Below are 26,128 nucleotides of genomic sequence, written 5' to 3' on the forward strand. Positions count from 1 at the left end.
CATATCCAACCTAAGCCTGATGAAATATGAGCTATCAAACATTAAAACGTGCCGTTACCACGCGACTCGAAATTAAAAAATCCGAGTTTATTGCTTATGCCTATCCGGTAACCTCTCGCGAGCAATCAATGTTTCACGTGGAACAGCTACGCGAGCAATATCCCGATGCCCGGCATTTCTGCTGGGCATACATCATCGGTGATCCAGACAATACCACTAGTGCTGGTTTCGATGATGATGGCGAGCCTAGCGGTACGGCAGGCAGGCCAATATTAAATGTATTGCAACATAAGTCGATCGGCAACGTAATTGTCATCGTGGTGCGTTACTTCGGTGGTATCAAATTGGGTGCTGGCGGCCTTACACGCGCTTATGCAGGCTCTGCTCAAGCGGCCGTCGACGAGATGGTATTAAACCCTTATGTACCGATGACCCAGATTAAAATACTGGCAGAATTTGCGACCGAAGCGCAATGCCGCTATATGATAGAGAGCCTTGGCGGTCATATCGACGATGTCGCCTATAGCAAGCAAGTAACCTTAACCGCCACACTTGCTGAAGCAGATGTCGAAAATTTAAAAGAGCGACTTGCGATGGACGGGCGGGTATTAGATAAGCCAGAAGACTAAAATCTAACTAACTACTCTCGTCGCAAATTTTGGACAGCTCTCTTTTCAATATATTTATTTGTTAGATTTTTCAGTAACTACTTTTCAGTAATCATGCGTTCACTGAAAATTATTGGTTTTCACAAGTACTGGCGTTATGATAAAAAAACCCTTATTACACTACTCTATTTGTTTTTCCACGATCATTAAATAAGACCAATATATGCCAACTTCAACCAAACCTTTTTCTCCAGCCCCTTTTAAGCCACCATTTTGGCTGACCAATCCACACTTGCAAAGCATCTTACCTAAGTTTTTTGCGCCAAAGGCACCGACCTACCGCCGCGTGGTCGAAAAAGACTCATTGGACGAGAGTGATATTGCCTATGACTTTTATGATGCGCATCCTGTAGAAGTGTCAAAAAATGGCGAGCTTGAGCAAACCCCATTGATTGTCTTATTCCACGGCATGGAAGGCAGTAGTGACAGTCATTACGCTCGCGCACTAGCGTACCAAATGCACGCGCAAGGCTGGCATTTTGTGGTGGCACATTTCCGTAGTTGCGGTGGTATTCCTGCTAGTGGCACAGTATTTTATAATGCAGGCGACACTGACGAGGTGCATCATGCGCTACAGAATTTGCGTGAGCAGTATGCCAATATCTATGCCGTTGGTGTCTCATTAGGAGGCAATGCACTGGCCAAATACATGGGCGAATATGAGGACAAAGTCCTATGTAAAGGTGCCGTTGTTATCTCCGCGCCAGTCGATATGTCTTCAGCTGCCATTACTATGCACAGCTTTTTGAGTCATCGTATCTATACGCCTTATCTGCTTAACCCAATTATCAAAAAAGCATTGGCAAACGATCTTACGCAAGATGAAATCAACTCTATCAAAGCTGCCAATCGTATCAGTGATTTCGATGACATCTTTACCGCGCCGCGTCACGGATATCGCTCCAAAAACGACTATTACCATACTGCATCCGCCATGCCGTATTTGCGCAACGTCACTCACCCTCTGCTATTAATCAGTGCAAAAGACGACCCTTTTATTGGCTTTACTGCTACCCCAAATGATGTCTCTGAGAGTGTCACTATCTTAGATACTGACCACGGTGGGCACATTGGTTATTTACGTTATCGCTCAGACAACGGTTATTCCAAAAGCAAATCGTCTGTCAGTAATGATAAAGAGTCCAAGACTTCAAAGTTCGATATTAACTGGATACCGGAAACTGTCAGCGCTTATTTTAATTGGATTGGTGTGGCTTCTACTAGCGAACCTTCTCAGGACGTGGTCTCTGACAATAAATAATCACTGTCACCAATGACAAAATAATAACGCCAACGTTTATAACCTTTTGAGAGTGTTTTATGTACCCATTTATCCGTTATGCTAGCACCATCGCTCATGCTGCCCTAAAAGCAAAAAAGGGCGATACTTTGGCGCTCAAGGACACCAGTGAGATTCAGTTTCGCTGCCGCTTATCCGATATAGATAATTTTTTGGAGATGAATAACGGCCGCGTATTTACGCTTTATGATTTGGGTCGTATGGACTTTGCGGTACGGACTGGGCTTGGCAAGCAGTTGTTAAAACAACGCTGGGGCTTGGTCATCGCTGGCAGCACTATTCAATACCGTAAGCGTATTCGCGCCTTTCAAAAAGTCACACTCAAGACCAAAATCGTCGGTATCGACGCGCGCTGGCTGTATATTGAGCAATCAATGTGGGTCAAAGGGCAGCCCTGCTCATCTGGTCTACTGCGTACCGGTGTAACCAAAGGTGGCAGAGTGATCGACACGGCACAAGTATTGGCTGCACTTGGTCAATCTGACTGGGATCTACCGCCAACAGGTTACGTGGCTGAGTGGATCAAAAGTGATGCTGATCGTCCGTGGCCACCTGTCGATACAGCTGACTAACTAGACTTGATAAAATAGTAATCCATTACTTTTATCTTATCTAACAGATAGTACAAGCAAGCAACCTTATAGCTACTATTTCATAACAACTCATTATATAAATACATATAATAAATGTTAGGATAGTAGTGAGTACATACTCAGACAAAACAAATATAGTCTTATAAGGAGAATAATATGGCTAATACAACAGATTATGTCGGCACGCTATTTGATAATAGCGAATCAAACCCAAGCAAAATTACTTTAGCGTTTACTATGGCAGGCGTGGCACTGAAAAAAGGCCACTCTGCTACTATGATATTAATGGTAGATGCCGTACATTTGGCAAAACCAAACGCGCTAGACAATGTAGATATTGGCGATCCGTTTGAGCCAGCTGGTGAGTTACTAGAAGCCTTTATTGAAAAAGGTGGTCAGGTATTGGTCTGCGGCGCTTGTATGAAACACAACGGTGTAGAAGAATCAGATATCGATAAGCGCTTTGAAGTGATTAGCGGTGATGATGTGGTTGAGCTACTGATGAATGCGAAAGGGTCATTGCAGTTGAATTAATAGTAAAAAGTAGAATTATAAGAATGGGTCAGCTTTCTCAGTCATCGTTGGATGGCTTGAAAGCTGACCTATTTTTTACCTTTTAGGTGAGCAAACTTTCTTAAAAAGATAAATTTTAATTATCTTTTCTCATTTCATGTGTTTCCAGCAAATATATTGCTAAAGTGGAAGCAGCTCCGACTGCCAGTTTAGCATGTCTAGGTTGCAAGCCTTTAAACTGGCTATCTTTACCATGACCACTACCATATTCATTTCTAACCTCTGCAATTCCTTGAACTACAGCGGATAAACTACCTAAAATCTGTCTTATTGACTTCGCTGCTTTTGCCTCGTTAGATATATCATCAGGCGTAAGTTTAAAAAGTTTGGTGGTTTCTCTCATTAACTTAGATAAATCCCAGTTTTTATTATATTCTTCCTGCCTACTTGTAAATATCGATTTACAGGCAGTTTCCATTAACTCTTTCGCTACTCCTATAGCCTGATAGGGAGAAGTTTCAATTGATGATTCCATTAAGTTAATCTGTTGAGAGACATAATCAGCGTTAAAAATAATTTTGATCTCATTACCTTTTTTTTCGATCGATGATTTTCCTGTAAACTTCATTTTTCCACTAAAAACTGGTCTACCAGATATATTGGTTGTTTCAACAATCTCAAATTCGTCATGATACAAATTATCATTAAATACCTTAATCATTCTTTCAACTTCCTTTTGATCAGTTCTTACCACTGGATGTATCATCAGACAGAGAAAGTTCAAAAGAGTAACATCATCACAATTTGATAAGTTAAACCTTGCATCACTGAATATCCAATCATCTTCCCAGTCATAATTATTAATTCTATGTTGCCATATATCACCTAAGGCATTTTTGTACCTAGGATCTGTCGAAGGCATATTTTCTAAATCATAAATTCTAGACAAAAACTCCGTTTCGTATAGCGTTCCTGCCCACCAAATATCTTCTATTTTTAAGATATCAAATATGTTGCGTCGAGTAATTTGAGAGATATTATTCATGATTTGTTTCAACTTTCTTTGGCTAGATATTTAGTAATCTCAAGTATATGTATTAATAAGCTTTAACTACAGTTTTATAGCCAACTATCTTAACTACAACTTCGTAGCCAAAACCCACCACCCTATTCAGCAACTAAATAAACACTATCTCACGTACTGTTCGCCCAGCTCTGTTAAAGTAAGTCATGCAAACACCTTAATAAAAGGCTACCCGTCATGACCTTACTTGATACTCTAAACTTAACCTACCCTATCATCCAAGCCCCAATGGCAGGAGCAACCACACCTGAACTAGCAGCGATGGTAAGTAACTTTGGCGGACTGGGTTCACTAGGATCTGGTATGACTGCGCCAAATGTTTTGACCAGCCAAATTGATACCATTAAATCGCTCACCGACCGTCCGTTTATGATCAATCTCATGGTATTGTCTGAGCAAGAATCTACGACCTTTGATACCGAAATTCCCGCTTGGCTAAGTCAATACTATCAAGACAATAATATTGAATTTACACTACCTGAACGCCCAGCGCAGAGCTTCGCAGAGCAGCTAAAAGTGCTCTATGACAATCCCGTTCCTGTTGCCAGTTTTACCTTTGGCATTATTAGTGCAGAGCAAGTTCAGCGTCTGCAAAGTCTCGGCACGCGCGTCATCGGCACTGCCAATCATCCACTAGAAGCGAAAGCATGGAGCGAAATTGGCGCAGATGCGGTATGTGTACAGGGGGTCGAAGCGGGTGGACATCGCGGTGGTTGGTTACCGCAAAGTGAAAGCGATCCATTGGGATTATTGACGCTGATTGGCCAAACGCGCGCCTGTGCTAATATTCCTTTGATTGCAGCGGGTGGCATTATGACAGGACAAGATATCAAAGCAATACAAGCGGCAGGTGCTGAGCTTACACAAATGGGGACGGCATTTTTGACCACTGACCAATGCGGTATCAATGATACTTATAAACAAGCCTTACTCAATGCCAGTCACAATAGACGTAGCTCAGAAACGCGCTTAACTCGATTGTTTTCAGGTAAGCTCGCTCGTGGTTTATTAAACGATTATCTACGTGATTTTGCTCAATTTGAAAGCGCTGATGAGCTACCGCCCTACCCACAATTAAATGCCATGTCCAAATCTATGCGAGCTAATGCGTCCCAGAATATGGATGCAGAACATCAATCCTTATGGGCAGGACAAGGGGTAACTTTGGTCAAACAAGAAAGCACGCTTGAACTGCTTGAGCGACTGGTGAAAACGTTAGAGGCTTAAATATTTTTATCAGTCCGAACTACTCTAACAAAAAATCTACCGCCGCCGCTGCATGAATAGCTGTGGTATCAAATACAGGTATCGGGCTATCAGCCTGTTTAATAAGTAGACCAATCTCTGTGCAGCCCAAGATCACACCCTCTGCCCCTTGCGCTGCCAAATCTTTAATCACTTGACGATAATACTCTCGAGAGCTGTCTTTAAACTCACCGACACACAGCTCTTTTTTGATAATGCGATGTACTTCTGCTCTCGCCTCATCTTCTGGTATCAATACTTGTAAATCCGCATCAATAAGACGCTGCTTATAAAAATCTTGAGTCATCGTAAACTGAGTACCAAGTAAGGCTATTTTGGTGAGATTTTGTTTTTTGATAGCATCAGTAGTCGCATCAGCGATATGAGTCAATGGCAAGTCTGTGGCGGAGCGCACGTCATCGACCAGTTTGTGCATCGTGTTAGATGCAATCATGATTCCTTGTACGCCAGCTGCTTGTAAACGCTGAGCACTGTTAGCCATTATCACACCTAACTCGTCCCATCTGCCTTGCTCCTGTAACGTATTGATCAACGCAAAATCCACACTATGAATCAATAAATCTGCTGAATGTAGTCCGCCAAGCTGATGCTTGACACCTTCATTAATCAGACGATAATAGCTCTCGGTACTCTCCCAGCTCATACCACCGATGATTCCTAATGTTTTTTGTTGAGACCCTCGTTGTTCTTGAGCTGCCATACTATACTCCTAGTTGTTTCTGGTCTTAGTTATAGTAAGTTATCGTAGCAAAACCGACTGCTGAGAACGCGCTATTTTTAGAGATATTCGTTTTAGAAATAATCTCTTCAAAAGTTTTAAAATGCTGCATTAAAGACAATAATCATATTAATAACATATCGCAAACCCTACCATTAATAATAACGATTTTACCTACTCATTTTCGAAGCGTATCATGTGCGCTCGTAGCCAACTATCTTGTCAGTTACGCTTATTTATTACCGCATAATTATATTTGTGCCATACGCCAGCATCATAGGCTGAGCGTCATTAATTGCTATCATCCTGTAGGACACCGAACACTATGACCAACTTCCCCACTATCAGAATACGCATTCGTCGCAAACTCTATCGCCTTATCTTTACAGGTCTGATGGCGATGATGATGTCGCTTATTATCTCGTCAGCGCTATTATTAGTAAAAGTAGGCTACGTTGATGGCTTTTTTACAGAATTGATGCATTCTTGGGGACTGGCTTTTGTCTTTGCGTGGCCAAGTGCGTACATCTGCGCCTATCTAATACAAGAGCATGTACTGAGTAGAATAGAGTTTTATTAAATATTCCTGCGCACTACAGCATGATTACCAATAATATCGCTATCTTGAATTTGCCATGATTGTGCAATGTCCTCATCAGTAAGCAACAACGTTACTTAACCAAAAAAGTACTGATAACAATCCATCAAAGTTGCTACTGTTGTTAGCTGATTGCACGCTTTCTTCGAGTGTCCATCACTGACAGACAATCAAATAACTAGAATACGATTATTAAAAATAAACAAAGGAAATCATCATGCGTAGTGCTATTCATAACAGCTTTGGCAAACCTTCTGACGTATTAAGCGTTGGCGACAGCCCCATGCCGCAGCCTGCTGCCAACGAAGTCCGTATCAAAACCATTCTCTCCCCTATTCATAACCATGACTTGCTAACGGTAAATGGTCAATACGGCTATAAGCCTGAGATGCCAGCCATCGGTGGTAGTGAGGCGCTAGGTATTATCGATGCTGTGGGTGATGACGTCACAGATCTAAGTGTCGGCCAACGTGTGGCGTGCGCTAGTGTACATGAGACGTGGGCAGAGTATTTTGTCGCTCCTGCCAGCATGGTATTTAACATGCCTGATAGTATTGAAGATGAGTTGGCTGCCCAGCTGATCGCTATGCCGCTGTCTGCCCTAATGCTATTAGAGTTCCTAGAAGTAGATAAAGGTCAATGGATTATTCATAACGCGGCAAACGGCGCTGTCGGTAAAACGCTTGCGATGCTAGCAGCAGCACGCGGTGTAAATACGATCAATCTCGTACGTAGTAAAGACGCGATAGAAGAGCTGACCTCACTCGGTATCAAAAACAATGTCGTCACCGCTGATGATGACTGGAAAGACCAAGTTCGCGCTATCATTGGTGATGACAAAATCACAGCAGCCGTCGATTCAGTCGGTGGTGAGTCGAGCAACGAACTGCTATCGTTACTTGGCAGCAAAGGCACGCTGGTCTCATTTGGTATCATGTCAGGCAAACCAATGGCACTGGACGCTGGCAGCTTGATCTTTAAGCAAGCCGTTGTAAAAGGCTTCTGGGGCAGCAAAACCAGTCAAGAAATGGATCTAGAAAACAAACAACGTCTAATCGATGAGCTACTAGAACGCGCTTCGAACGGCGACCTAAAGCTCCCTATCGAAGCCATTTATAGTCTAGATGACATCACAACTGCCGTCTCTGGAAAAGTACAATCAAGCAAAAAAGGTAAAGTGTTGTTAAAGCCATAAGTCGTATTTTTAAACGCTTATCTGTACTGATATATAAACACGTATACAAAAAATATAATGAGGAACAGCCTTATGTCTAACAGCACATTTAAAGCCTTGGTCGTTGAAGAACTTGAAGACGGTACTTTTAGCAAAAGCATTCAAGAGCGTAAAGTCAGTGACTTGCCAGAGAATGACTTGCTCATCGAAGTGCATTATTCATCATTAAACTTTAAAGATGCGATGTCGGCCACTGGTAATAAACGAATCACCAAACAGTACCCGCATACCCCAGGTATCGACGCCGCTGGCGTGGTCGTCAGTGATAAATCAGGCACGTTTAGCGCAGGACAAGAAGTATTGGTATTCGGCTATGATCTTGGTATGGATACCGATGGTGGTCTGGGTCAAATGATATCAATCCCAGCAGAGTGGGCGCTACCTTGCCCAGAAACACTCACCCTAAAAGAAGCGATGACTTATGGTACTGGCGGCTTAACCGCAGCGCTAAGTGTCCAAAAGCTAGAGAAAATGGGCGCAAAACCAAGTGATGGCCCAGTTGCTGTGACTGGCGCAACAGGTGGCGTCGGTACGATCAGTATCGCTATCTTAAAGCAACTCGGCTACGAAGTGATTGCATTCTCAGGTAAGCCAGAGCAAAGCGAGCACTTAAAGGCACTAGGCGCAAGCGAAGTACGTCATCGCGATACCATCAATGAAATCGGTAATAAACCTGTCGGCCGTGAGCTATGGGCAAACGCTATCGATACCATCGGTGGCGATTACCTATCTAACTTACTCAAACAAACCAAAGCGGGCGGCGCAGTGACCAGTTGCGGTCTAGCGGGTGGCGCTGAGTTTTCGATGACGGTCATGCCATTCATCACTAGAGCAGTATCATTATTGGGTATCGATTCGGTCTATATTCCACTGGCTGACAAAGAAGCCATTTGGAATCGTGTCGCAACCGATATGAAGCTACCTAATCTTGAGAGCTATGGCGAGGAGATCACGTTAGAGCAAACGCCAGAATACCTAGATCGCTTTATGTGTAGCAAAGTGGTTGGGCGTTATGTGGTGAATGTGAAGGGGTAAAGGTTATAAAGGCAAAGCATTAAAAAGGCAGTATCTTTTTTGAGGTGCTGCCTTTTTTAGGTTTTAAAAGAAATTCTACAAACTCTAAATATTTTTCATCGTTAATGAGTAACGATGTCAAAACTTAAGATTTTTTATATACAATAGTTTGATTTTCAATTAGGTATTAGAGATGAGGAAATTTGGTAAAGAAGAGCAAAGTATTCTGAAAAAATTGGTTGAAACAGATGTACTCAGAAATGAAGGCATGGTTTTGCTGGATGTATTTCTTGAGAAAAACTTTTTTAGCAACGAATATAGTAAAAGTATTCTTGTTGATCCAAATGCTAGAAAAGCGCAATTATCTATGAGCTCATCAGATAAAGACGAATGCAGGAAGGAAATCATAGAGGTAACAAGACTGGTAAACTTATTAATCGATATTGAAAAATTAGGATTAGTCTCATTTATAGGCGATGAGAATCAAGTCAAAAACGCTATTGGATACCAGTATCCTAAAGGTATTACAATCGATTTAGTTTCGCCTTTATCAATTTTCTTGTATACAAAAATAGGTAACTTTATTCTTCCAAGTGAAGGATTGATAGAGTTAGTAGATAACGACTTTATGAGTACTGAAGAAATACGTCACAATGAAACGATGTATTGGACGCGCTTTGCTATATTCATCGCAATAGTGATTGGTGTAATAGGAATTTTCACTTAAAAAACAGGTCTAATAAAGGTTCTATATTTTCAGTAAAAACTAACTTAAATTACTTATATAAAAAAACACCCAACCAAGTTGAGTGTTTTTTTATTTACGACAAGCTGTATATCAATTCAAAAAATTTGAGTAGCGAGGAAAACGAGTGATAGCACTACATCAAGTAGGCTGAACGAGTTTGACGAAGCTAATCAGATTTTTAGTTTGATAGCTTTTATTAAAAACTACTCCCACTCAATCGTTGCAGGCGGCTTGCTCGACACATCATAAGTCACGCGTGATACTTCAGCGATTTCATTCATAATGCGGTTCGATACCGTCTCGATCAAATCATATGGCAGATGCGCAAAGCGAGCCGTCATAAAGTCAACAGTCTCAACCGCACGTAGCGCGATTACCCACGCATAGCGGCGGCCATCGCCGACCACGCCGACAGATTTGATTGGTTGGAATACCGCAAATGCTTGTGCCGTCTTGTCATACCAGCCTGAACGCTCAAGCTCTTGCATAAAGATTGCATCTGCCAAACGCAGGATATCCGCATATTCTTTTTTGACTTCACCAAGGATACGCACGCCCAAACCTGGACCTGGGAACGGATGACGATAGATCATTTTGGCTGGTAGACCCAAGGTAATACCAAGCTTGCGTACTTCGTCTTTGAACAAATCACGTAACGGCTCAATCAGTTTAAATGCCAAGTCATCTGGCAAACCGCCAACGTTGTGATGGCTCTTAATCACATGTGCTTTACCTTGATGTGACTTAGCAGATTCGATGACGTCTGGGTAAATCGTACCCTGTGCTAAGAATTCAACGACTTTACCATCACTCTGCTCACTCACTTGACGCGCACTATCAGCGAATACGTCAATGAACGTCTTGCCGATGATTTTACGTTTTTTCTCTGGATCAGACTCGCCTGCTAGCGCATTCAAGAACAAATCTTCAGCATCAACACGGATGACTTTTACACCCATGTTTTCTGCAAAGATTTGCATGACTTGGTCGCCTTCGTGCAGACGCAATAGACCGTTATCGACGAACACACAGGTCAGCTGATCGCCGATTGCTTTGTGCAACAGCGCGGCAACGACTGAACTATCAACACCGCCCGATAGACCTAGCAATACTTGCTTGTCACCGATTTGTTCTTTTAACTGTGCGATACGCATATCAGCGATATTGTCTGGTGTCCACTCACCTGCACATTCACAGATTTGATGCACGAAACGACCAAGCAGCGCTTGACCTTGTAGCGTATGCGTCACTTCTGGGTGGAACTGTAGGCCGTAGTATTGCTTGTCATCATTGGCCATAATCGCGATTGGACAGCTTGGCGTGCTAGCGATGATGTCAAAGCCTTCAGGTACTTCGATGACCTTATCACCATGACTCATCCAAACGTTTAGCTTAGCAGCCGCGCCGTCAGTCTTGCTGTCTTCGATACCGTCAGTCAGCTGCGAGTGCCCATTTACTTCGATGGTCGCTGCACCAAACTCATGGATATCACTGGCATGGACTTGCCCGCCAAAACGATCTGCCATTGCTTGCATACCGTAGCAGATACCTAATACTGGCACGCCTAAATCAAACACGGCATCGTTGATACGTGGGCTGTTTTCTGCGTGGACGCTCTCAGGGCCACCCGATAAGATGACGCCTTTTGCACCAAAATCGATGATGCGCTGAGTGTCGATATCATAAGGGAACATCTCACAAAATACCCCAGAATCGCGCACACGGCGAGCGATTAACTGGCTATATTGCGAGCCAAAATCGAGGATTAAGATGCGATCTTCTTTGATTGCAGGAGTGGCAGCAGCAGTGGTCATAAATCGATATCCATCAATAGATAAATTGGTGCCCTATTTTAACAAGTTTACGACCTCTATTGGCTATTAGATGATTAATTATTCGCGATTATTATTCACGCATACCCTCAATTTGAATAATTACTCCCTAAGTAAGGATAAAAATAAGCAAAGAGTAGACAGCAAACCCAATTATCAGCAAGCTATCTTCCTCTCTGTTTATCAGTCATTTGCTAGGTCTATTACGTAATATCACCCAACGCTGAGTGCATACGATTCAACCCTTCTATCAATGTCTCTTTAGGACAGGCCACATTCAAACGCATCTTTAAATGTCCTTCCTCGCCATATTTAATACCAGCGTTTAGCTCAACTTTGGCAGCTCTAAGCGCATCATACAGCGCCTGATCGTCTTGGCTATATGCTGAGCAATCTAGCCAAATTAAGTACGAGGCTTCTGGGCGCATGATTTTAATATCAGGCAAATACTCATTTAAAAACTGCATCGTCAATTCAATGTTGGCTTCGATATAACTTAGCGCCTGCTCTAACCACTCACCGCCGTACTCATAAGCACTACGCATGGCTGTATACGCAAATAGATTCAGCTCGTACTCATCATTTAATTGCTGCTGCTGACTGATTTTTTTGATTAGCGCTTTATCTTTAGCAAATATCATCGAGCCTTTGATACCTGCGATGTTGAAGGTTTTGGTCATCGAAGTCAGGCTGACGACATTGTGCTCATAGCCTTCTGCCAGCGTCAGAAATGGCGTAAAAGTATGACCAGTCAGGGTTAAATCTTGATGAATTTCATCACTCACAATTGCCACATTATGCTTTCTGCAAATCGCAAGTAGCGCTTCTAGCTCGTCCTTCGTCCATACGCGCCCGCCAGGATTATGCGGATTGCACAGTAGATAAAGCTTAACCTCATGCTCGATGATTTTGGTTTCGATATCAGCCAAGTCAAGATGATACTTACCTTCGACTTCCTTCAGTGTAGAAAGTACAAGCTTGCGACCATTTTGCTCAACCTTGCTCATAAAGGGTGTATAGATAGGATCGTTGACCAATACTGCTTCGCCTACCTTGGTAAAGACATTCATCATCAGCGCTAGGCTTGGCACGACACCAGGGGAAAACAAGATATTTTGCTTCTCTAACTGCAAGTCATAACGACTACCATGCCACTTCATAATCGAGTTATATAAAGCGTCAGTAGGTTTGGTATAACCCAAGATGCCATGCTGCATGACTTGCTCAACCGCACTTAATATCGGTGTGGCAGCCTTAAAATCCATATCTGCTACCCATAGCGCAATCGTGTCATCGCTATAGTGCCACTTGAGTGAACCGGTATCGCGTCTGTCGATTATTTCATCAAAGTTATATTGCATTGGTACTCTTCTTATTTGGAATAATAATGGTTTGGAACGTAAAAAATACAGCGCAATATATGCATTGTATTATCAATATACGCTACGCTATCTGCTCTAGTAGATTAAGGCGCATTCAATTTTTCACAAAGAATTAAAGTGATTTTAGACCCTAAATATCAATTTATCGGCTTAAATAACCGTCAAAGATATAAAGTAAACTTTATTTCAATAATGATTAAAAATTAATGCTACATTAAGGTTTCGGACTCTATCTATGATAAAGTTATTTATGCCAAAGTGCGCTGATGTTGCCATGATTATAATCTATCAACATCTACCCAAACTATCTAATAAGCCATCAAGGCTAACAAAAAGGAATGAAGAATGAAAATGGACTTTTTACCGAAATCAGTACTAAAGATTAGTGCCCTTACCTTTGCCATTGCCGCAACCGCTTCTTGCACTGCTATGGCAACAGGAACTGACCATCAAACTGCAAACGTAACTAGCAGCACTGCTATCACTCTCGGCAATGCTGCCACGACTAGCGGCACCAATGATACCGTTGCCATCGGTAGTCAGGCCAATGCAGGATTAAACTCAGCTACTGCCGTTGGCGGTCAAGCTAACGCTGCTGGTCTAGGCTCAACCTCTATCGGTTGGCAATCAAAAGCCACTGCCGAACGTGCGCAAGCTTTTGGTCATCTAGCCAATGCAAGTGGTGTGCGCTCTACCGCTGTCGGTGAAGCAGCTATGGCAGGTGGAAATAACGATACGGTTGCTGTCGGTAATAAAGCCAATGCAGGTCTAAACTCAGCCACTGCCGTTGGCGGTGAAGCTAATGCCGCTGGTCTAGGCTCAACCTCTATCGGTTGGCAGTCAAAAGCCACTGCTGAACGCGCACAAGCATTTGGTCATCTAGCCAATGCAAGCGGTATGCGCTCTACCGCTGTCGGTGAAGCGGCTATGGCACAAGGCGCAACTTCGGTCGCGGTTGGTAATAAATCTATGGCAGGCGGCATGAACAGTATCGCTATCGGTAATGAGGCAAAAGCATCTAAAGACAACCAAGTCGTCCTAGGTAACGCCGGACAAGTTCAGTCGAGTACCGCAGCACAATCAGGTAAGGTCAGAATCGTCACAATCGATGACAACGGCACTTTAGGCACTATGATGGTTGACTACTACCAAAAAGCTAAATAATTATAGTTGAGTGGTCAACACTGATGCTGTTGTAGTCAGTCATACTAGATAAAACAAAAAACCTCGCGATTGCGAGGTTTTTTTGGGTGATGTATTTGATTAAATAGGATTTTTACGAAAGTTTAAAAGATAATCACACATATCGAAATTTTATCTTTTGCGTATGAGAAATCATTCTTAAACTTTATTAATATTAACGCCCCTTAAACTCAGCCTCACGTCTCTCAACCATCGCCATCACGCCTTCTTTGGCATCTTCTGAATGAAACAGCGGCGGGAGATAGCTATGGATATTGGCCAATGCCGTTGCTGCACCATTGCGGCTAGCATCTTGCGCTGAAGACAATGCCCCTCTCACACCCAAAGGTGCGGCTTTACAGATCTCTTGGGCTAGCGTTAATGCACGCTCGTATTCAGTGCCACTTGCTACTACTTCACTGACCAAATTCAGTCTATCGGCCGTTTGCGCATCAAATGTTTTACCAGTGAGTAGATACGGCATGGCTTTTTGCCAGCCAGCAGCGGCGACAAAACGTACCGTCGCCCCGCCAAATGGCATGATACCGCGCTGGACTTCCATTTGTGCAAAGTTGCAGTTATCACTGGCGATGACCACATCACTGTTGAGCATCAGCTCGATAGCCACAGTGAAGCAAGTACCTTTTACCGCGACGACCACGGGTTTAGTACGTAGTTTTCCACTAATACCCCATGGGTCGATTTGATCGTCATTAAACTCAAACACGCCATCGTTTAGCTTGTCTTGTAGCTCTACCAAATCCAGCCCAGCAGTGAAGTGATCTCCATGGGCAAATATCAACGCACAGCGTAAGTTATCGTCCGCCTCGTAGCGAGTCATGGCGTCAGACAGTTGAGCAATCATATGACTGTCAAAGGCGTTGCGTTTATTGGCACGATTTAGCCCTACAAGGCAAACATGGCCTTGCGTGTTATAAGTGATGCGGTTTTCTGTGGCGTTACTATCCGTAGTCATGGTTCCATCCTTGTTAAAGTAATTATTTGCATATTTTGCATATAATGAGTGGTTATATAGTCGAATCTCAATAATTTATCGGTAGAGATTGAGTGATAAGTCACCTTTAATATAGACACCCTCGTTCTATAACACAAGCAATAGAGATGACTCGCATAGTGCAAAAATCGATAAAAGTTGACCTCATTTACGATAAGTGCAACTATGTTGCAGGTCTAAATATGGTTCAGAGTATTTTATGGAATTTTGGCACGGTTTTTTACTTATCACTAGCGTACATCTATTGGCTGCGGCCTCACCTGGCCCTGATTTTGTCTTAGTCTCGCAGCAGACATTAGCAAAAGGTCGACGCACAGGTTTGATTTGTAGTCTCGGTATTACCCTAGGTCTTGCCGTCCATATTATCTATTCTGTATTAGGACTGGCGACTGTCATTGCTCATTCGCAGCCATTATTGACTACTATTAAATGGTTGGGTGGCGGCTATCTGATTTATTTAGGTTGGCAAGGTATCCAAGCCAAGCCTAAAAAACCAGCAGATTTAGAAACAGCTCATCTTTTAGAAAAAACACATGCTTTAGAAAAAGCAGATTCACAAGTAGGTTCAAGCACTCACACTTCGCAAGATGCGCTTACTAGCCAGACCACACCTACAACCAAAGAAACCACTATCGAAAAATCATCTAGCAATAGCGAATCTACCTTTGCTACGTTGCGTCGCGGATTCCTTTGTAATGTCTTTAATCCAAAAGCACCTGTCTATTTTGTAGCTATTTTTACTCTTGTATTGTCGCCTGACATCCCGCTTTGGCAATTGGCTACTTATGGTGTATGGATGATGGTGTTACAGATGGCATGGTTTAGTACGGTTGTCATGCTACTCTCTATCCCTGCGGTACATCGACGATTCCAAAGATTTGAGCATTGGATCGACCGTGTATTGGGTACTGCGATGATCGTATTAGGGCTTAACTTGATATTGCGCCATCGATAAGCGACCGATAAAGCGCGGATAAACAATTAGCAACCTGCGAAATCTGCTACACTGGTTAATTATATCCATATATCGTAGCCTGACATTATGACAAGTAAGCCCATGACCCGTAACCCTGCAAATAGTAAACACAGAAACAGATCTCCTGCGACCGCGAAGAAACTCGGTCAGCTGCACCCACGTAACCCGCACCAAGGACGTTACGACTTTGCAGTATTGACTCGCGCCTTACCCGAGCTTGCTGACCACACCATTACCAATCCTAAAGGTGAGTCGACGATTAATTTCTCGGATCATCAGGCTGTTCGCGTGCTAAATAAAGCACTATTGGCGAACTATTACGGGGTTAAATTTTGGGACATTCCTGAAGGCTATCTATGTCCGCCTATTCCTGGACGTGCCGATTATATTCACTATATCGCGGACTTGTTGGCGCAAACCACTCACGTAAATGCCCATAACACACCGCCAACGGGCAAGGAAATTCACGCCCTTGATATCGGTACTGGTGCCAGTGCTATCTATCCTATCGTCGGTAGCCAAAGCTATGGCTGGCGCTTTACAGCAAGTGATATTGACCCTATTTCGGTCAACACCGCAGCGCTGATTTGTGAAGCCAATCCAAAACTAAAGAGTGCGGTCAAAGTAAAGCTGCAGCCTGAGCCTAAGTTTATCTTTAAAAACATCATTGGTCGTCAAGACTATTTTGATGTCGTGGTTTGTAATCCTCCGTTTCATGCTTCATTAGAAGAAGCGATGGAAGCCAATAGCCGCAAGCAGCACAATTTGCAGCGCCATCGTGGTAAGAATGAAAGCGAGCAAATCAGCCGTCATTCAACCAAATCAGGCAACGCTGCGCAAAACCTGAACTTTGGCGGTCAGCACAAAGAGCTATGGAGTGAAGGTGGCGAGATTGCGTTCTTGACCAAAATGGCAAAAGAAAGCCAGAGCTTTGCAGAACACGTTGGCTGGTTTACTACTTTAGTGTCGAAATCTGAAAACGTTAAGCCATTGCAATTATTGTTAAAGCAGCTAAACGTCGCTCAAATGCGTATTATCGAAATGAGCCAAGGTCAGAAAAGCACTCGTGTACTAGCTTGGCGTTTTGACACTGACGAAGAATAATCACTAAGCAAAATCACTAACTTGAGTTTCACGTGAAACAAAAAAGCACCGCTTTGATATTCAAAGCGGTGCTTTTGTATAAATACTCAGTAAAAATCTAAATATATTAGCTAAAAAAACATTACTTTTAGACCAATTGCAATAAGCACGATACCGCCCAATGCTTCAGCTTTATCCTCTAGCCATGTGCCTGAGCGACGTCCCAAATAGACCCCGAGCCAGCCAAATATAGCGGTTACTGCAGCGATAATAAGGCAAGCTAACCACGCGTTCAGTGCCAATAAATTCAGCGTAAACCCTGCCGCCATTGCATCAATACTGGTTGCAACCGCTAACGTAAACATGGTGCGGTGATTGATATGTCCATGCTTACTCGTGGCTGTTACTGTGTCACTACCAGTATTAATAGCATCATCATTGACGTCCAGATCATCATTGTCATCATCTAACTCATCAGTAGTAAACACTTCGTAAAGCATTTTCCCACCTAGAGCAATCAATATAGTACCACCAATCCAAGGTGCAGCAGCGGCTAGCCAACCCAACATTGCCGCACCCAATAAGTATCCAATAAGAGGCATTACGCCCTGAGCAATACCAAAGTAAAGCGCAGCATAGATAGCCAAGCGCAGTACATATTGATGACTATATTTTTGAGCCTTAGCACCCAACCCTATCGATACTGCAAACGCATCCATCGCTAAAGCAATAGCGAGTAAAATTACTTCAATCATTCGATTCCCACGAATTATAATTATTAAGTAATAGCAACGCTAACAAATGAGTTTCACGTGAAACAAAAATACCGCCTTGAATATCAAAGCGGTATTTTTATAAATTGTCAGTAACCAGTTTCAAATTTAAATATCTAGGTTCGATACTGTTAATGCATTCTCTTCAATGAATATACGGCGCGGTTCAACATGATCACCCATTAAACAGGTAAACATATGGTCAGCAGCGATAGCATCTTCGATCGTAACGCGTAGCATACGACGGTTTTCAGGATCCATCGTTGTATCCCATAGCTGATCAGCGTTCATCTCGCCTAGCCCTTTATAACGCTGGATAGCTAGACCACGACGCGCATCAAGCATCATTTGCTGCCAGAGATAATCAAAGTCACGCACTGGGATATCTTTCGTTGTTCCTGCAGATGCTTCACGGCGGATAAAAGCATCGCTCTCAAGCAATGTATTCCACTCGCTTGATAAACGCAGCAACTTGCCATACTCACCCGAGTTGATAAAGCTAGCATCTAACAGATAATGGTGTGCTAGTTGATGCACGTATACCGTGACGCGTGGTAGCCACTGTGCCTTGGTAGATAAGGCCTCACTATCTGACGCTTCACCTTCTTCAGTACCTACTACTGGCGTCATACCCAATAGATCTGCTGCGGCTGCATCCATATTTTTTGGCTGCGGCGCATGAATATTAACCAGTTCAATCTCAGGGCTCAGATCGCTACCGAAGTGATCAAGCTTAGTCTGCATTGCTGCTTTCCAATCCTGCATGGCAGACTCATCATAAGTCATGTCAGTGCTAAGTTTTGGCGTATGCGTCAATGCGTCCAAAATCACCGCTGGGAAACGAATCTGCAGACGTGCTTTGATCAACTGCGTTTGGTTATAGTCATTAAGCAGTGTCTCAAGCGCTTGACCAGTAATCGCAGGCGCATCGGCACTGATATGCAGCTTAGTATTGTCAATTGTTGAAGACAATAGATAGGCTTTAAGCGCTTCGTCATCTTTGAGATATAACTCTTGACGACCTTTTTTTACTTTGTATAGCGGCGGCTGAGCAATATATACATAGCCGCGCTCGATTAATTCAGGCGTTTGACGGAAGAAGAAAGTCAGCAATAAAGTACGAATATGTGACCCATCAACATCAGCATCGGTCATGATAATGATTTTGTGATAGCGTACTTTATCTGGATTATATTCGTCAGGGCCAATACCACAGCCAAGTGCGGTAATCAGATTACCCACTTCAGCAGACGAGAGCATCTTATCAAAGCGCGCACGCTCAACGTTTAGAATTTTACCTTTTAGTGGCAAAATAGCTTGGGTCTTACGGCTACGACCTTGTTTAGCTGAGCCACCTGCAGAGTCACCCTCCACAATATATAGCTCAGATAGTACTGGATCTTTTTCTTGGCAATCAGCAAGTTTACCGGGCAGACCTGCAATATCCAGAGTCGTCTTGCGACGGGTCATTTCACGCGCTTTACGAGCGGCGTCACGCGCCCTTGCTGCTTCCATAATTTTATTAGCAATGGCTTTACCAGCAGTTGGATTCTCTAGCAGATAGTCATTGAACTTATCATGCATCGCTGATTCGACAGCAGACTTCACTTCACTTGAGACTAGCTTGTCTTTGGTCTGACTTGAGAATTTTGGATCTGGCACTTTCACCGAGACAATAGCCGTTAGGCCTTCACGAGCGTCATCACCAGTCGCAGCGACCTTTTCTTTTTTGAATAAATTCTCGCGATCCATATAGCTATTGAGGCCACGTGTAAGTGCTGAGCGGAAACCTGATAGATGCGTACCGCCATCTTTTTGCGGAATATTATTGGTAAAGCACAACACTTTTTCGTTATACGTATCGGTCCATTGCAGCGCAACCTCGACACTGATACCATCGTCTTGTTGACTGGTAAAATGGAAGACTTCATTGATACCGTCTTTGCCTGCATTGATATAGCTGACAAATTCTAGTAAGCCACCTTTGTGCTCAAACTCATGACGCTTATCAATACGCTCATCGGTCAGAACGATACGCACACCAGAGTTCAAAAATGACAGCTCGCGTAGGCGTTTTGCCAAAATATCATATTCAAAGACTGTACCGGTGAATACGTCGCTACTTGGATAAAAGCGGATTTGCGTACCGGTTTGATCGGTCGCTTCCATCTGCTGAATGTCGGCGTCAGGTACGCCATCAGTATAGGTCTGATGGTAATGATAGCCTTCACGCCAGATATTCATCTCAAGCTTTTTAGACAACGCATTGACGACCGATACCCCAACACCATGCAGGCCACCTGATACTTTATAGCTATTATCATCGAACTTACCGCCTGCATGCAAAACAGTCATAATGACCTGTGCCGCTGATACACCCTCTTCTGGATGAATATCGACTGGTACACCGCGGCCATTATCCATTACACTGACAGACTCATCTTCGTGAATGATGATATCGATCTGATCACAGTGACCGGCAAGTGCCTCATCGATAGAATTATCCACCACCTCAAAGACCATATGATGCAAGCCTGTGCCATCATCGGTATCACCGATATACATACCAGGACGCACACGTACGGCCTCTAACCCACGCAATACGCGAATATCTTTAGAACTATAATCAGAAGGCAATACTTCTGAAACTACAGTAGGAACAGCTGCTTCAGTAGCACTGTCTCCTATCAATTGCTCGTGGTCAATAGGTAATGAATCACTCATGTACATTCCTTAATCTAGCCATAATCAGCCATTTACGATTAGCGCACTTATAAAAAGTCCACTTAATAATGGCATCTTAAAATTAACGTCTATTATTCATAATCTAGAGTGCATATGAGCAGCTAAACCACTAACCACCGTTAGCCTTAAAAAGGCCGCACAGAGATAAAATTAGCAAATTATTTATTAGTAATAGTCTTTGTTCTTCTAGACATTGTCAAAACTATTGAAATAAATAAAATACATAATTATCAAATACTTATAGATAATTGAAAAATAGAAATTTTTTCTATGATGTTATCAAATAAATTGCTGAGCACAGGACAAAAACAAAGGGTTATTTTAACATTTTTTTGCTTCTAAGTCACTGTTTACTGAGAGTTTTACGGTCTGCGAAAGGTCGTCTTAACATAGTAACTGTCAGGACAGATAATAGTGGCTAGTGTACTGAGTAATGAGTAATGAGAGGTGAAAGTAGATGGGTAATCATTAAAAGTATAAGCAGAAGAATGAAATATTAGTTAATAAATAAGATTTTTCCTTGTTTCACGTGAAACGTATTTGGTTGTGACCAAAGTTCATTAACTAAAGGTAAAATATCGTCTGTTAGACTGGTCATAAATACTTGGCAAGGGAGTTGAGCTAGGGTCGATAGCAGTATTTCTATAGCTCTATCATCTAGTTCTGCAGTGATATCATCTAGAAGCACAACAGGGGTTACTTTCGATGATAAATCATCATTGAGTGAGTCACTGCGATCTTCATCGTTTAGCAACAGTGGTAGCTGCGATAAGCGCAGTGCAGTAATAAGCAGTTTCTTTTCACCGCGAGACAATACATTTGCTGCCTGCTCTTTCAAAGTTGGTAGTTTGGTTTGAACACCATGTGCTGAAGCTGTTGTTCTGACATCTGTCGTTTGATTATTTATAGGCTCATCAGAACGCCAATGCACATGAATATCAGCACGATGATTACCTATACGAGTATATCCCAATTGCAAATCTTGCTCTAACCGCTCATCAAGCTGCACATCTAACGCAACACTGGTGTCGTAACCAGCGTTATAGCTTAGGCTCAGTTGCTCAGCATAAGATGGCAATAGCTGTACGATGCTGTTGGCAAAATAAGGCTTCCAATCAGTAAATACTTGCTCGCGATAATGGTGAATCAAGGCAGCATGGTTACTCAGTCCTTTATCCCATGATTTCAGCTCAGCTAGCTGTACTTGGGTTAAATGACGAGTACTTTTTAGTAAACTATTGCGCTGTTTTAGGAGGCGTTGATAAGCCATCCATTGCGGATGAAACCCTTGTTTCATGTGAAACACTAACCAATCTAATAGTTGTCGACGGCTCGCACTTCCCTGCTCCAACATATCCATTGTCGATGGATCTATCAGTAACGTAGGTAGCTGCTCTGTCAAGATACTTTGGTTATACACAGTGGTTTGATTGAGGCGTAAGATGGTCGTAGCATCTGCTTGCTTTTGAATAGCTAAAGTACGACCGTCACTGAGATTAGCATGGACAGTTGTGTTATTTTGATGGTGTTGGATATAACGTTTAGGTTGGTGATGACGAAAGCTCTTACCTCTTGATAACAAGAATATAGCTTCGAGAAACGAGGTTTTACCGCTGCCATTTGCACCGATAATAACGTTGCAAGCAGCAGGCTCTAGGCTAATTTGAGTAAGGTTTCTAAGATGGGATATTTGTAGACGTTCAATCATAGTATCGATAGCCGCCCATTAAAGCCTGCTAGTTCAGCAGGCAAAAGTTTATTAAAAATTAATATTCAGTACTGAAAATAAAGCTCTTTAAAACGCACTATATACGCATTGGCATAATGACATATTGATGGAACTCGTCATTTAGTTGATTGACCAATACAGAGGCATTCGATTGACTCATATGCATTTGCAAATCGCCTTGGATGACACCTAATACATCTTGCAGATACGCAGCATTAAATGACAGCTCCATCGGCTCACCTTGATACTTAGCTTGTATCATCTCTACTGCTTCATCCTGCTCAGCATTATTAGCACGTACTTCAACCATACCATCGCTAGCAAAATTAAAGACCACACCACGAGATTTTTCATTACTCAAGATGGCAACACGACGTAGTACGTCTGTCATTTTTTCCTGACTAAACAAAGCCAGTTTGTCAGTATTGCTTGGCATCACACGGCGATAATCAGGGAACTTACCATCAATCAAACGTGCAGTAAAAGTCACCATCAGATCTTGGCTAACTTGCCCTGTACTATCTACATCACCAAATGGCAAACTTACTTGTAGAAACTCTCGACCGAAGCTCAGAGTAACTACGTTATCCTGATCACCCAACATTTTGCCAAGCTCAGAAGCTAAACGCTCAAGTTCGATCACTGCTTTGCGTGGCAAGATAGCCTGCATATTGAGATCTGCGCTTACATTGATCACACTACGGGCTAATGCCAATCTATGGCCATCTGTTGCTACCGTTGTCAGTTGCTGCTGTGAAACGTCAAACAACATACCTGTTAAGTAGTAGCGTACATCTTGAATCGCCATTGCAAACTGCGTTTTGTGAATCAAATCTGTCAAACGATTACGGCTAATAGTCAGAGGTGTGATATTTTCAGGGTTACCCAAGCTCGGATAGTCTTCGCTTGGCAATGTTCCTAATGTAAAACGACTCTTACCACTAGTTAACAAGCAACGCTCATTTGCTTGAGTTGCTAGAGTAACTTGCGCCTGTGCAGGTAGCGATTTACAAATATCTTTTAGCTTGGTTGCAGGAAGTGTCGTTGTACCTGCTTCTACACAAGCACCAGCAGGCAATTTCAATGTCGATGTCAGCTCTACCTCTAAATCTGACGCTGTTAAGATAAGCTCAGAATCTGATAGCTGTAGCTTGATATTACCCAATATAACCATATTGTGGCGTTTATCAGCGGCTTTGGCGATCAAGTTGATAGCTTTTAGTAACGATTCTCGATTGATCGATAATTGCATGCTTAGTTACTCTTATTTGAATGATTCTTTTATAAAAATTTGTCGTAATGACTTAATAATACCTTGTCTGCTGACGATAATCTACAAAGCATCTGTGGACTTATATTTTCGATATTATAAACCATCTGTATCTACTAGAATACAACGATATCTAGCGCTTTTATCCTGCCTGTAACATCAGAGCTAGGGTTTTATAATCCTTATCAAATGCAGGGTCTGCTGCTCTTAACTCATTTACTTTATCGCAAGCGTGCATCACCGTCGTATGGTCGCGTCCACCGAACGACTGACCAATTTCAGGGAAGCTATCGCCTGTTAATTCACGCGACAAAGCCATCGCTATTTGACGTGGTCTTGCAATACTACGCGTACGTTTACGCCCCATAATATCTTTGACCGTGACATCATAATACTCAGCAACTATCTTACGGATGTTATCCATATTTACTGCCTGCACACGCATCGCAACGATATCTTTTAGTGCGTATTGCACCATCTCAAGGGTAATCTGCGCCCCTGTTAAGTTAGCATTGGCAAATACCTGATTTAAAGCACCTTCCAAACGTCTGACATTAGACACCACATTTTGCGCAATGAATAGCGCACATTCCTTTGGTAATACCATACCGTAGGAAGCCGCTTTTTTCTGCAGAATTTGCACTCGAGTATCAATTTCAGGAGGATCAACAGCGACTGTTAACCCCCAAGAAAACCGTGATCTAAATCGTTCATCAAATTCCGTCATTTGGGAGGGGTGTCGATCAGAGGCCAAAATCAACTGTTTATCACCACTAGTAAAATCTGCAAATAATGTTAGAAACTCATTACTACTTTTAGTCTTTCCTGCCAATACATGAATATCATCTACAATCAATAAATCTACTTTTTTTATTTTCTTCTTAAAATCTTCTATTTTATTATTTCTTAATGAATAAACTAATTGATTTATAAATTTTTCAGAAGTGAAATAATAAAAACTTTGATTATTTTTTAAATAGCGATGAGCTACAGAATGCATTAAATGCGTTTTTCCCAAGCCAGAAGGTCCGTATATAAATAAGGGATTGTGACGATTTTTTGATTGGCGCTTACCAAGCTCATAACAAGCCTTGTAAGCCAAATTATTGGACTTACCTGTAACAAAGGTTTCAAAAGTAAATTCGGGGTTCAGATAGCTTAATGATTTTGTATCAGCAGACTCAACTGGCTCGTTATGACGCATGTTCGCGTCGATATCTGCTTTTGCGTTGTTATGATGAATAGATTCAAATTTATGTTCGGATGGGGTAGGGGAGACGTCGTCTTCTACAAACAAAGAACCTGATTGACTGTTATCTTCTGCATTGCGGCCAGCATTATCAACACGTACGACGACCTCTTCAATACTACCTTGACTGTGTTTGGTCACCAACTGCTGAATATCCTGAAGATGATTCTTCTTGATATACGTCACAAAATAATCATTGGGAGCAAGAATAATCAAAGTTTGTGCTTCTTGATGAGCTGACAGAGGTCTCAGCCACATAGTAAACACGTTGTCTTTGACGTTATAACGCAAATCGTTTAGACATTTATCCCAAATATTTGCTGTGTCTATCATGAAAAGTACTGACCTTGTAATCTGAAATAATAGTTATTTTTTAGCAATATAAATTGCTACCTAAGCCTCGATATTACACGTAACAACTAACCAAAGAGTTCGTACTGATATCCTATACGAAGGTGTATATCAAGTAGCGCCTAATTTAACACAGATACCCTGTGGATAAAACCTTGTTTTTTGTGGATAAGACTGTGGACAGTTTTGTGCATAACTTTCACAAGCTAGTTATCCATATTTAACCCACAGTTTATCCACAGGCTTACCCATAGCTTAGTAAATTGATAATAAAAATAAAAATAGACTTAACCACAGATAATCATGGTCCCAATAATAACAATACTATATTTATATTAATTAATTATTATTATAGTGTTTGAACCAAACTGTGGATAACTTTGTAAGTTATAGAATATATAACTATAAAATTTGGTTAACTAGAAATAGGTTTTAAGGAAATATCTTTACTAGATTCGTATGAGGTATTTCCTATTTAAGGACAAAGCAAATTAGTTTATTGACCAAAACTATACTGAATGGTATAATCCTCCGTTATTACGAATTTAGTCCATTATTTTGATAGGTGAGTTATGAAACGTACATTCCAACCAAGCGTGATCAAGCGTAAACGTACTCACGGTTTCCGTGCTCGTATGGCAACTAAAAAAGGCCGTCAGGTCTTAGCTCGTCGCCGCGCTAAAGGACGTCATCGCCTTACTGTATAATCAGTAGATTGCGATAAGCATGGCTAATAGTGCTTGTTGTGTTCCTATTGTTTATAGATTGCGATAGTCAATTATCACAACTGACACTTAGCCATATA

Annotated in this window: 23 protein-coding genes; 13 read left to right on the plus strand and 10 right to left on the minus strand. The window is 42.2% G+C overall.

Annotated features, from left to right (window positions below; translation table 11 throughout):
* The first annotated feature begins 26 nt into the window (after positions 1 to 26).
* The 4 genes from ACQKCP_RS08355 to ACQKCP_RS08370 all read left to right on the plus strand — a co-directional run bounded on the left by ACQKCP_RS08355 (position 27) and on the right by ACQKCP_RS08370 (position 3,095).
* Positions 27 to 629, plus strand: a complete 603-nt coding sequence (locus tag ACQKCP_RS08355; protein WP_427611976.1) for a YigZ family protein — start codon at positions 27 to 29, stop codon at positions 627 to 629.
* Positions 630 to 831: 202 nt separating this feature from the next.
* Positions 832 to 1,929 carry a YheT family hydrolase gene (locus ACQKCP_RS08360; RefSeq protein ID WP_427611977.1) on the plus strand — a complete coding sequence of 366 codons (1,098 nt, stop codon included), beginning with the start codon at positions 832 to 834 and terminating at the stop codon, positions 1,927 to 1,929.
* Positions 1,930 to 1,988: 59 nt separating this feature from the next.
* Complete coding sequence (locus ACQKCP_RS08365; RefSeq protein WP_201572178.1) at positions 1,989 to 2,540, plus strand: acyl-CoA thioesterase; 552 nt, start codon at positions 1,989 to 1,991, stop codon at positions 2,538 to 2,540.
* Between the two features lie 177 nt (positions 2,541 to 2,717).
* Complete coding sequence (locus ACQKCP_RS08370; protein ID WP_427611978.1) at positions 2,718 to 3,095, plus strand: DsrE family protein; 378 nt, start codon at positions 2,718 to 2,720, stop codon at positions 3,093 to 3,095.
* 115 nt (positions 3,096 to 3,210) lie between these two features.
* On the opposite strand, the gene ACQKCP_RS08375 is transcribed toward ACQKCP_RS08370, so the two are convergent.
* Positions 3,211 to 4,119 (minus strand): abortive infection family protein, encoded by a 909-nt coding sequence (locus ACQKCP_RS08375; RefSeq protein ID WP_427611979.1) that lies wholly within the window; start codon positions 4,117 to 4,119, stop codon positions 3,211 to 3,213.
* Positions 4,120 to 4,335: 216 nt separating this feature from the next.
* On the opposite strand from ACQKCP_RS08375, the gene ACQKCP_RS08380 reads away from it, so the two are divergent.
* Complete coding sequence (locus ACQKCP_RS08380; RefSeq protein WP_427611980.1) at positions 4,336 to 5,385, plus strand: NAD(P)H-dependent flavin oxidoreductase; 1,050 nt, start codon at positions 4,336 to 4,338, stop codon at positions 5,383 to 5,385.
* Positions 5,386 to 5,404: 19 nt separating this feature from the next.
* On the opposite strand, the gene ACQKCP_RS08385 is transcribed toward ACQKCP_RS08380, so the two are convergent.
* Positions 5,405 to 6,124, minus strand: a complete 720-nt coding sequence (locus tag ACQKCP_RS08385; RefSeq protein ID WP_427611981.1) for an aspartate/glutamate racemase family protein — start codon at positions 6,122 to 6,124, stop codon at positions 5,405 to 5,407.
* A gap of 343 nt (positions 6,125 to 6,467) precedes the next feature.
* Here ACQKCP_RS08385 and ACQKCP_RS08390 point away from each other — a divergent pair, with 343 nt between their 5' ends.
* From ACQKCP_RS08390 to ACQKCP_RS08405, 4 genes are all read left to right on the plus strand, one after another.
* On the plus strand, positions 6,468 to 6,722 hold the full coding sequence (locus ACQKCP_RS08390) for a DUF2798 domain-containing protein (RefSeq protein ID WP_427611982.1): 255 nt from the start codon (positions 6,468 to 6,470) through the stop codon (positions 6,720 to 6,722).
* Positions 6,723 to 6,957: 235 nt separating this feature from the next.
* Positions 6,958 to 7,935, plus strand: coding sequence for a zinc-binding dehydrogenase (locus ACQKCP_RS08395; RefSeq protein WP_427611983.1), 978 nt, complete (start codon positions 6,958 to 6,960; stop codon positions 7,933 to 7,935).
* Between the two features lie 72 nt (positions 7,936 to 8,007).
* The gene (locus ACQKCP_RS08400; protein ID WP_427611984.1) at positions 8,008 to 9,009 is read left to right on the plus strand and encodes an oxidoreductase; all 1,002 of its coding nucleotides are present in this window, start codon (positions 8,008 to 8,010) and stop codon (positions 9,007 to 9,009) included.
* Between the two features lie 172 nt (positions 9,010 to 9,181).
* Complete coding sequence (locus tag ACQKCP_RS08405; RefSeq protein WP_427611985.1) at positions 9,182 to 9,715, plus strand: hypothetical protein; 534 nt, start codon at positions 9,182 to 9,184, stop codon at positions 9,713 to 9,715.
* A gap of 224 nt (positions 9,716 to 9,939) precedes the next feature.
* Here ACQKCP_RS08405 and guaA read toward each other — a convergent pair whose 3' ends face one another.
* Together guaA and ACQKCP_RS08415 are read right to left on the minus strand one after the other, a co-directional pair.
* Entirely contained in the window at positions 9,940 to 11,550 is a 1,611-nt protein-coding gene (guaA, locus tag ACQKCP_RS08410) for a glutamine-hydrolyzing GMP synthase (protein ID WP_379543447.1), read from the minus strand.
* 221 nt (positions 11,551 to 11,771) lie between these two features.
* Positions 11,772 to 12,929, minus strand: coding sequence for a MalY/PatB family protein (locus ACQKCP_RS08415; protein ID WP_427611986.1), 1,158 nt, complete (start codon positions 12,927 to 12,929; stop codon positions 11,772 to 11,774).
* 366 nt (positions 12,930 to 13,295) lie between these two features.
* Here ACQKCP_RS08415 and ACQKCP_RS08420 point away from each other — a divergent pair, with 366 nt between their 5' ends.
* Complete coding sequence (locus ACQKCP_RS08420; protein WP_427611987.1) at positions 13,296 to 14,114, plus strand: hypothetical protein; 819 nt, start codon at positions 13,296 to 13,298, stop codon at positions 14,112 to 14,114.
* 193 nt (positions 14,115 to 14,307) lie between these two features.
* On the opposite strand, the gene ACQKCP_RS08425 is transcribed toward ACQKCP_RS08420, so the two are convergent.
* Positions 14,308 to 15,108, minus strand: coding sequence for a crotonase/enoyl-CoA hydratase family protein (locus ACQKCP_RS08425; RefSeq protein WP_427611988.1), 801 nt, complete (start codon positions 15,106 to 15,108; stop codon positions 14,308 to 14,310).
* Positions 15,109 to 15,346: 238 nt separating this feature from the next.
* On the opposite strand from ACQKCP_RS08425, the gene ACQKCP_RS08430 reads away from it, so the two are divergent.
* Both ACQKCP_RS08430 and rlmF read left to right on the plus strand, forming a co-directional pair.
* Positions 15,347 to 16,102 (plus strand): LysE family translocator, encoded by a 756-nt coding sequence (locus ACQKCP_RS08430; protein WP_427611989.1) that lies wholly within the window; start codon positions 15,347 to 15,349, stop codon positions 16,100 to 16,102.
* 87 nt (positions 16,103 to 16,189) lie between these two features.
* Complete coding sequence (gene rlmF / locus ACQKCP_RS08435; RefSeq protein ID WP_427611990.1) at positions 16,190 to 17,227, plus strand: 23S rRNA (adenine(1618)-N(6))-methyltransferase RlmF; 1,038 nt, start codon at positions 16,190 to 16,192, stop codon at positions 17,225 to 17,227.
* 110 nt (positions 17,228 to 17,337) lie between these two features.
* Here rlmF and ACQKCP_RS08440 read toward each other — a convergent pair whose 3' ends face one another.
* From ACQKCP_RS08440 to dnaA, 5 genes are all read right to left on the minus strand, one after another.
* Positions 17,338 to 17,961, minus strand: coding sequence for a manganese efflux pump MntP family protein (locus ACQKCP_RS08440; protein WP_427611991.1), 624 nt, complete (start codon positions 17,959 to 17,961; stop codon positions 17,338 to 17,340).
* Between the two features lie 126 nt (positions 17,962 to 18,087).
* The gene (gyrB, locus tag ACQKCP_RS08445; protein WP_427611992.1) at positions 18,088 to 20,703 is read right to left on the minus strand and encodes a DNA topoisomerase (ATP-hydrolyzing) subunit B; all 2,616 of its coding nucleotides are present in this window, start codon (positions 20,701 to 20,703) and stop codon (positions 18,088 to 18,090) included.
* Between the two features lie 517 nt (positions 20,704 to 21,220).
* Complete coding sequence (recF, locus tag ACQKCP_RS08450) at positions 21,221 to 22,432, minus strand: DNA replication/repair protein RecF (RefSeq protein ID WP_427611993.1); 1,212 nt, start codon at positions 22,430 to 22,432, stop codon at positions 21,221 to 21,223.
* A 97-nt stretch (positions 22,433 to 22,529) separates the two neighbouring features.
* Positions 22,530 to 23,705: a DNA polymerase III subunit beta gene (gene dnaN, locus ACQKCP_RS08455; RefSeq protein ID WP_427611994.1), complete on the minus strand. Its 1,176-nt coding sequence runs from the start codon at positions 23,703 to 23,705 to the stop codon at positions 22,530 to 22,532.
* 160 nt (positions 23,706 to 23,865) lie between these two features.
* Positions 23,866 to 25,305 carry a chromosomal replication initiator protein DnaA gene (dnaA, locus tag ACQKCP_RS08460; protein ID WP_101204765.1) on the minus strand — a complete coding sequence of 480 codons (1,440 nt, stop codon included), beginning with the start codon at positions 25,303 to 25,305 and terminating at the stop codon, positions 23,866 to 23,868.
* A gap of 590 nt (positions 25,306 to 25,895) precedes the next feature.
* Between dnaA and rpmH the strand changes: the two genes are divergently transcribed.
* Positions 25,896 to 26,030, plus strand: coding sequence for a 50S ribosomal protein L34 (gene rpmH / locus ACQKCP_RS08465; protein WP_007394757.1), 135 nt, complete (start codon positions 25,896 to 25,898; stop codon positions 26,028 to 26,030).
* The last annotated feature ends 98 nt before the right edge of the window (positions 26,031 to 26,128 follow it).

Origin of the sequence: Psychrobacter sp. NPDC078631, from assembly GCF_050268165.1 — a bacterium.
Taxonomy (GTDB): Bacteria; Pseudomonadota; Gammaproteobacteria; order Pseudomonadales; family Moraxellaceae; genus Psychrobacter.

Coding starts and splice junctions, on each gene's coding strand:
- ACQKCP_RS08355 (WP_427611976.1), top strand. CDS start 27: ATGAGCTATCAAACATTAAAACGTGCCGTTACCACGCGACTCGAAATT.
- ACQKCP_RS08360 (WP_427611977.1), top strand. CDS start 832: ATGCCAACTTCAACCAAACCTTTTTCTCCAGCCCCTTTTAAGCCACCA.
- ACQKCP_RS08365 (WP_201572178.1), top strand. CDS start 1,989: ATGTACCCATTTATCCGTTATGCTAGCACCATCGCTCATGCTGCCCTA.
- ACQKCP_RS08370 (WP_427611978.1), top strand. CDS start 2,718: ATGGCTAATACAACAGATTATGTCGGCACGCTATTTGATAATAGCGAA.
- ACQKCP_RS08375 (WP_427611979.1), bottom strand. CDS start 4,119: ATGAATAATATCTCTCAAATTACTCGACGCAACATATTTGATATCTTA.
- ACQKCP_RS08380 (WP_427611980.1), top strand. CDS start 4,336: ATGACCTTACTTGATACTCTAAACTTAACCTACCCTATCATCCAAGCC.
- ACQKCP_RS08385 (WP_427611981.1), bottom strand. CDS start 6,124: ATGGCAGCTCAAGAACAACGAGGGTCTCAACAAAAAACATTAGGAATC.
- ACQKCP_RS08390 (WP_427611982.1), top strand. CDS start 6,468: ATGACCAACTTCCCCACTATCAGAATACGCATTCGTCGCAAACTCTAT.
- ACQKCP_RS08395 (WP_427611983.1), top strand. CDS start 6,958: ATGCGTAGTGCTATTCATAACAGCTTTGGCAAACCTTCTGACGTATTA.
- ACQKCP_RS08400 (WP_427611984.1), top strand. CDS start 8,008: ATGTCTAACAGCACATTTAAAGCCTTGGTCGTTGAAGAACTTGAAGAC.
- ACQKCP_RS08405 (WP_427611985.1), top strand. CDS start 9,182: ATGAGGAAATTTGGTAAAGAAGAGCAAAGTATTCTGAAAAAATTGGTT.
- guaA (WP_379543447.1), bottom strand. CDS start 11,550: ATGACCACTGCTGCTGCCACTCCTGCAATCAAAGAAGATCGCATCTTA.
- ACQKCP_RS08415 (WP_427611986.1), bottom strand. CDS start 12,929: ATGCAATATAACTTTGATGAAATAATCGACAGACGCGATACCGGTTCA.
- ACQKCP_RS08420 (WP_427611987.1), top strand. CDS start 13,296: ATGAAAATGGACTTTTTACCGAAATCAGTACTAAAGATTAGTGCCCTT.
- ACQKCP_RS08425 (WP_427611988.1), bottom strand. CDS start 15,108: ATGACTACGGATAGTAACGCCACAGAAAACCGCATCACTTATAACACG.
- ACQKCP_RS08430 (WP_427611989.1), top strand. CDS start 15,347: ATGGAATTTTGGCACGGTTTTTTACTTATCACTAGCGTACATCTATTG.
- rlmF (WP_427611990.1), top strand. CDS start 16,190: ATGACAAGTAAGCCCATGACCCGTAACCCTGCAAATAGTAAACACAGA.
- ACQKCP_RS08440 (WP_427611991.1), bottom strand. CDS start 17,961: ATGATTGAAGTAATTTTACTCGCTATTGCTTTAGCGATGGATGCGTTT.
- gyrB (WP_427611992.1), bottom strand. CDS start 20,703: ATGAGTGATTCATTACCTATTGACCACGAGCAATTGATAGGAGACAGT.
- recF (WP_427611993.1), bottom strand. CDS start 22,432: ATGATTGAACGTCTACAAATATCCCATCTTAGAAACCTTACTCAAATT.
- dnaN (WP_427611994.1), bottom strand. CDS start 23,705: ATGCAATTATCGATCAATCGAGAATCGTTACTAAAAGCTATCAACTTG.
- dnaA (WP_101204765.1), bottom strand. CDS start 25,305: ATGATAGACACAGCAAATATTTGGGATAAATGTCTAAACGATTTGCGT.
- rpmH (WP_007394757.1), top strand. CDS start 25,896: ATGAAACGTACATTCCAACCAAGCGTGATCAAGCGTAAACGTACTCAC.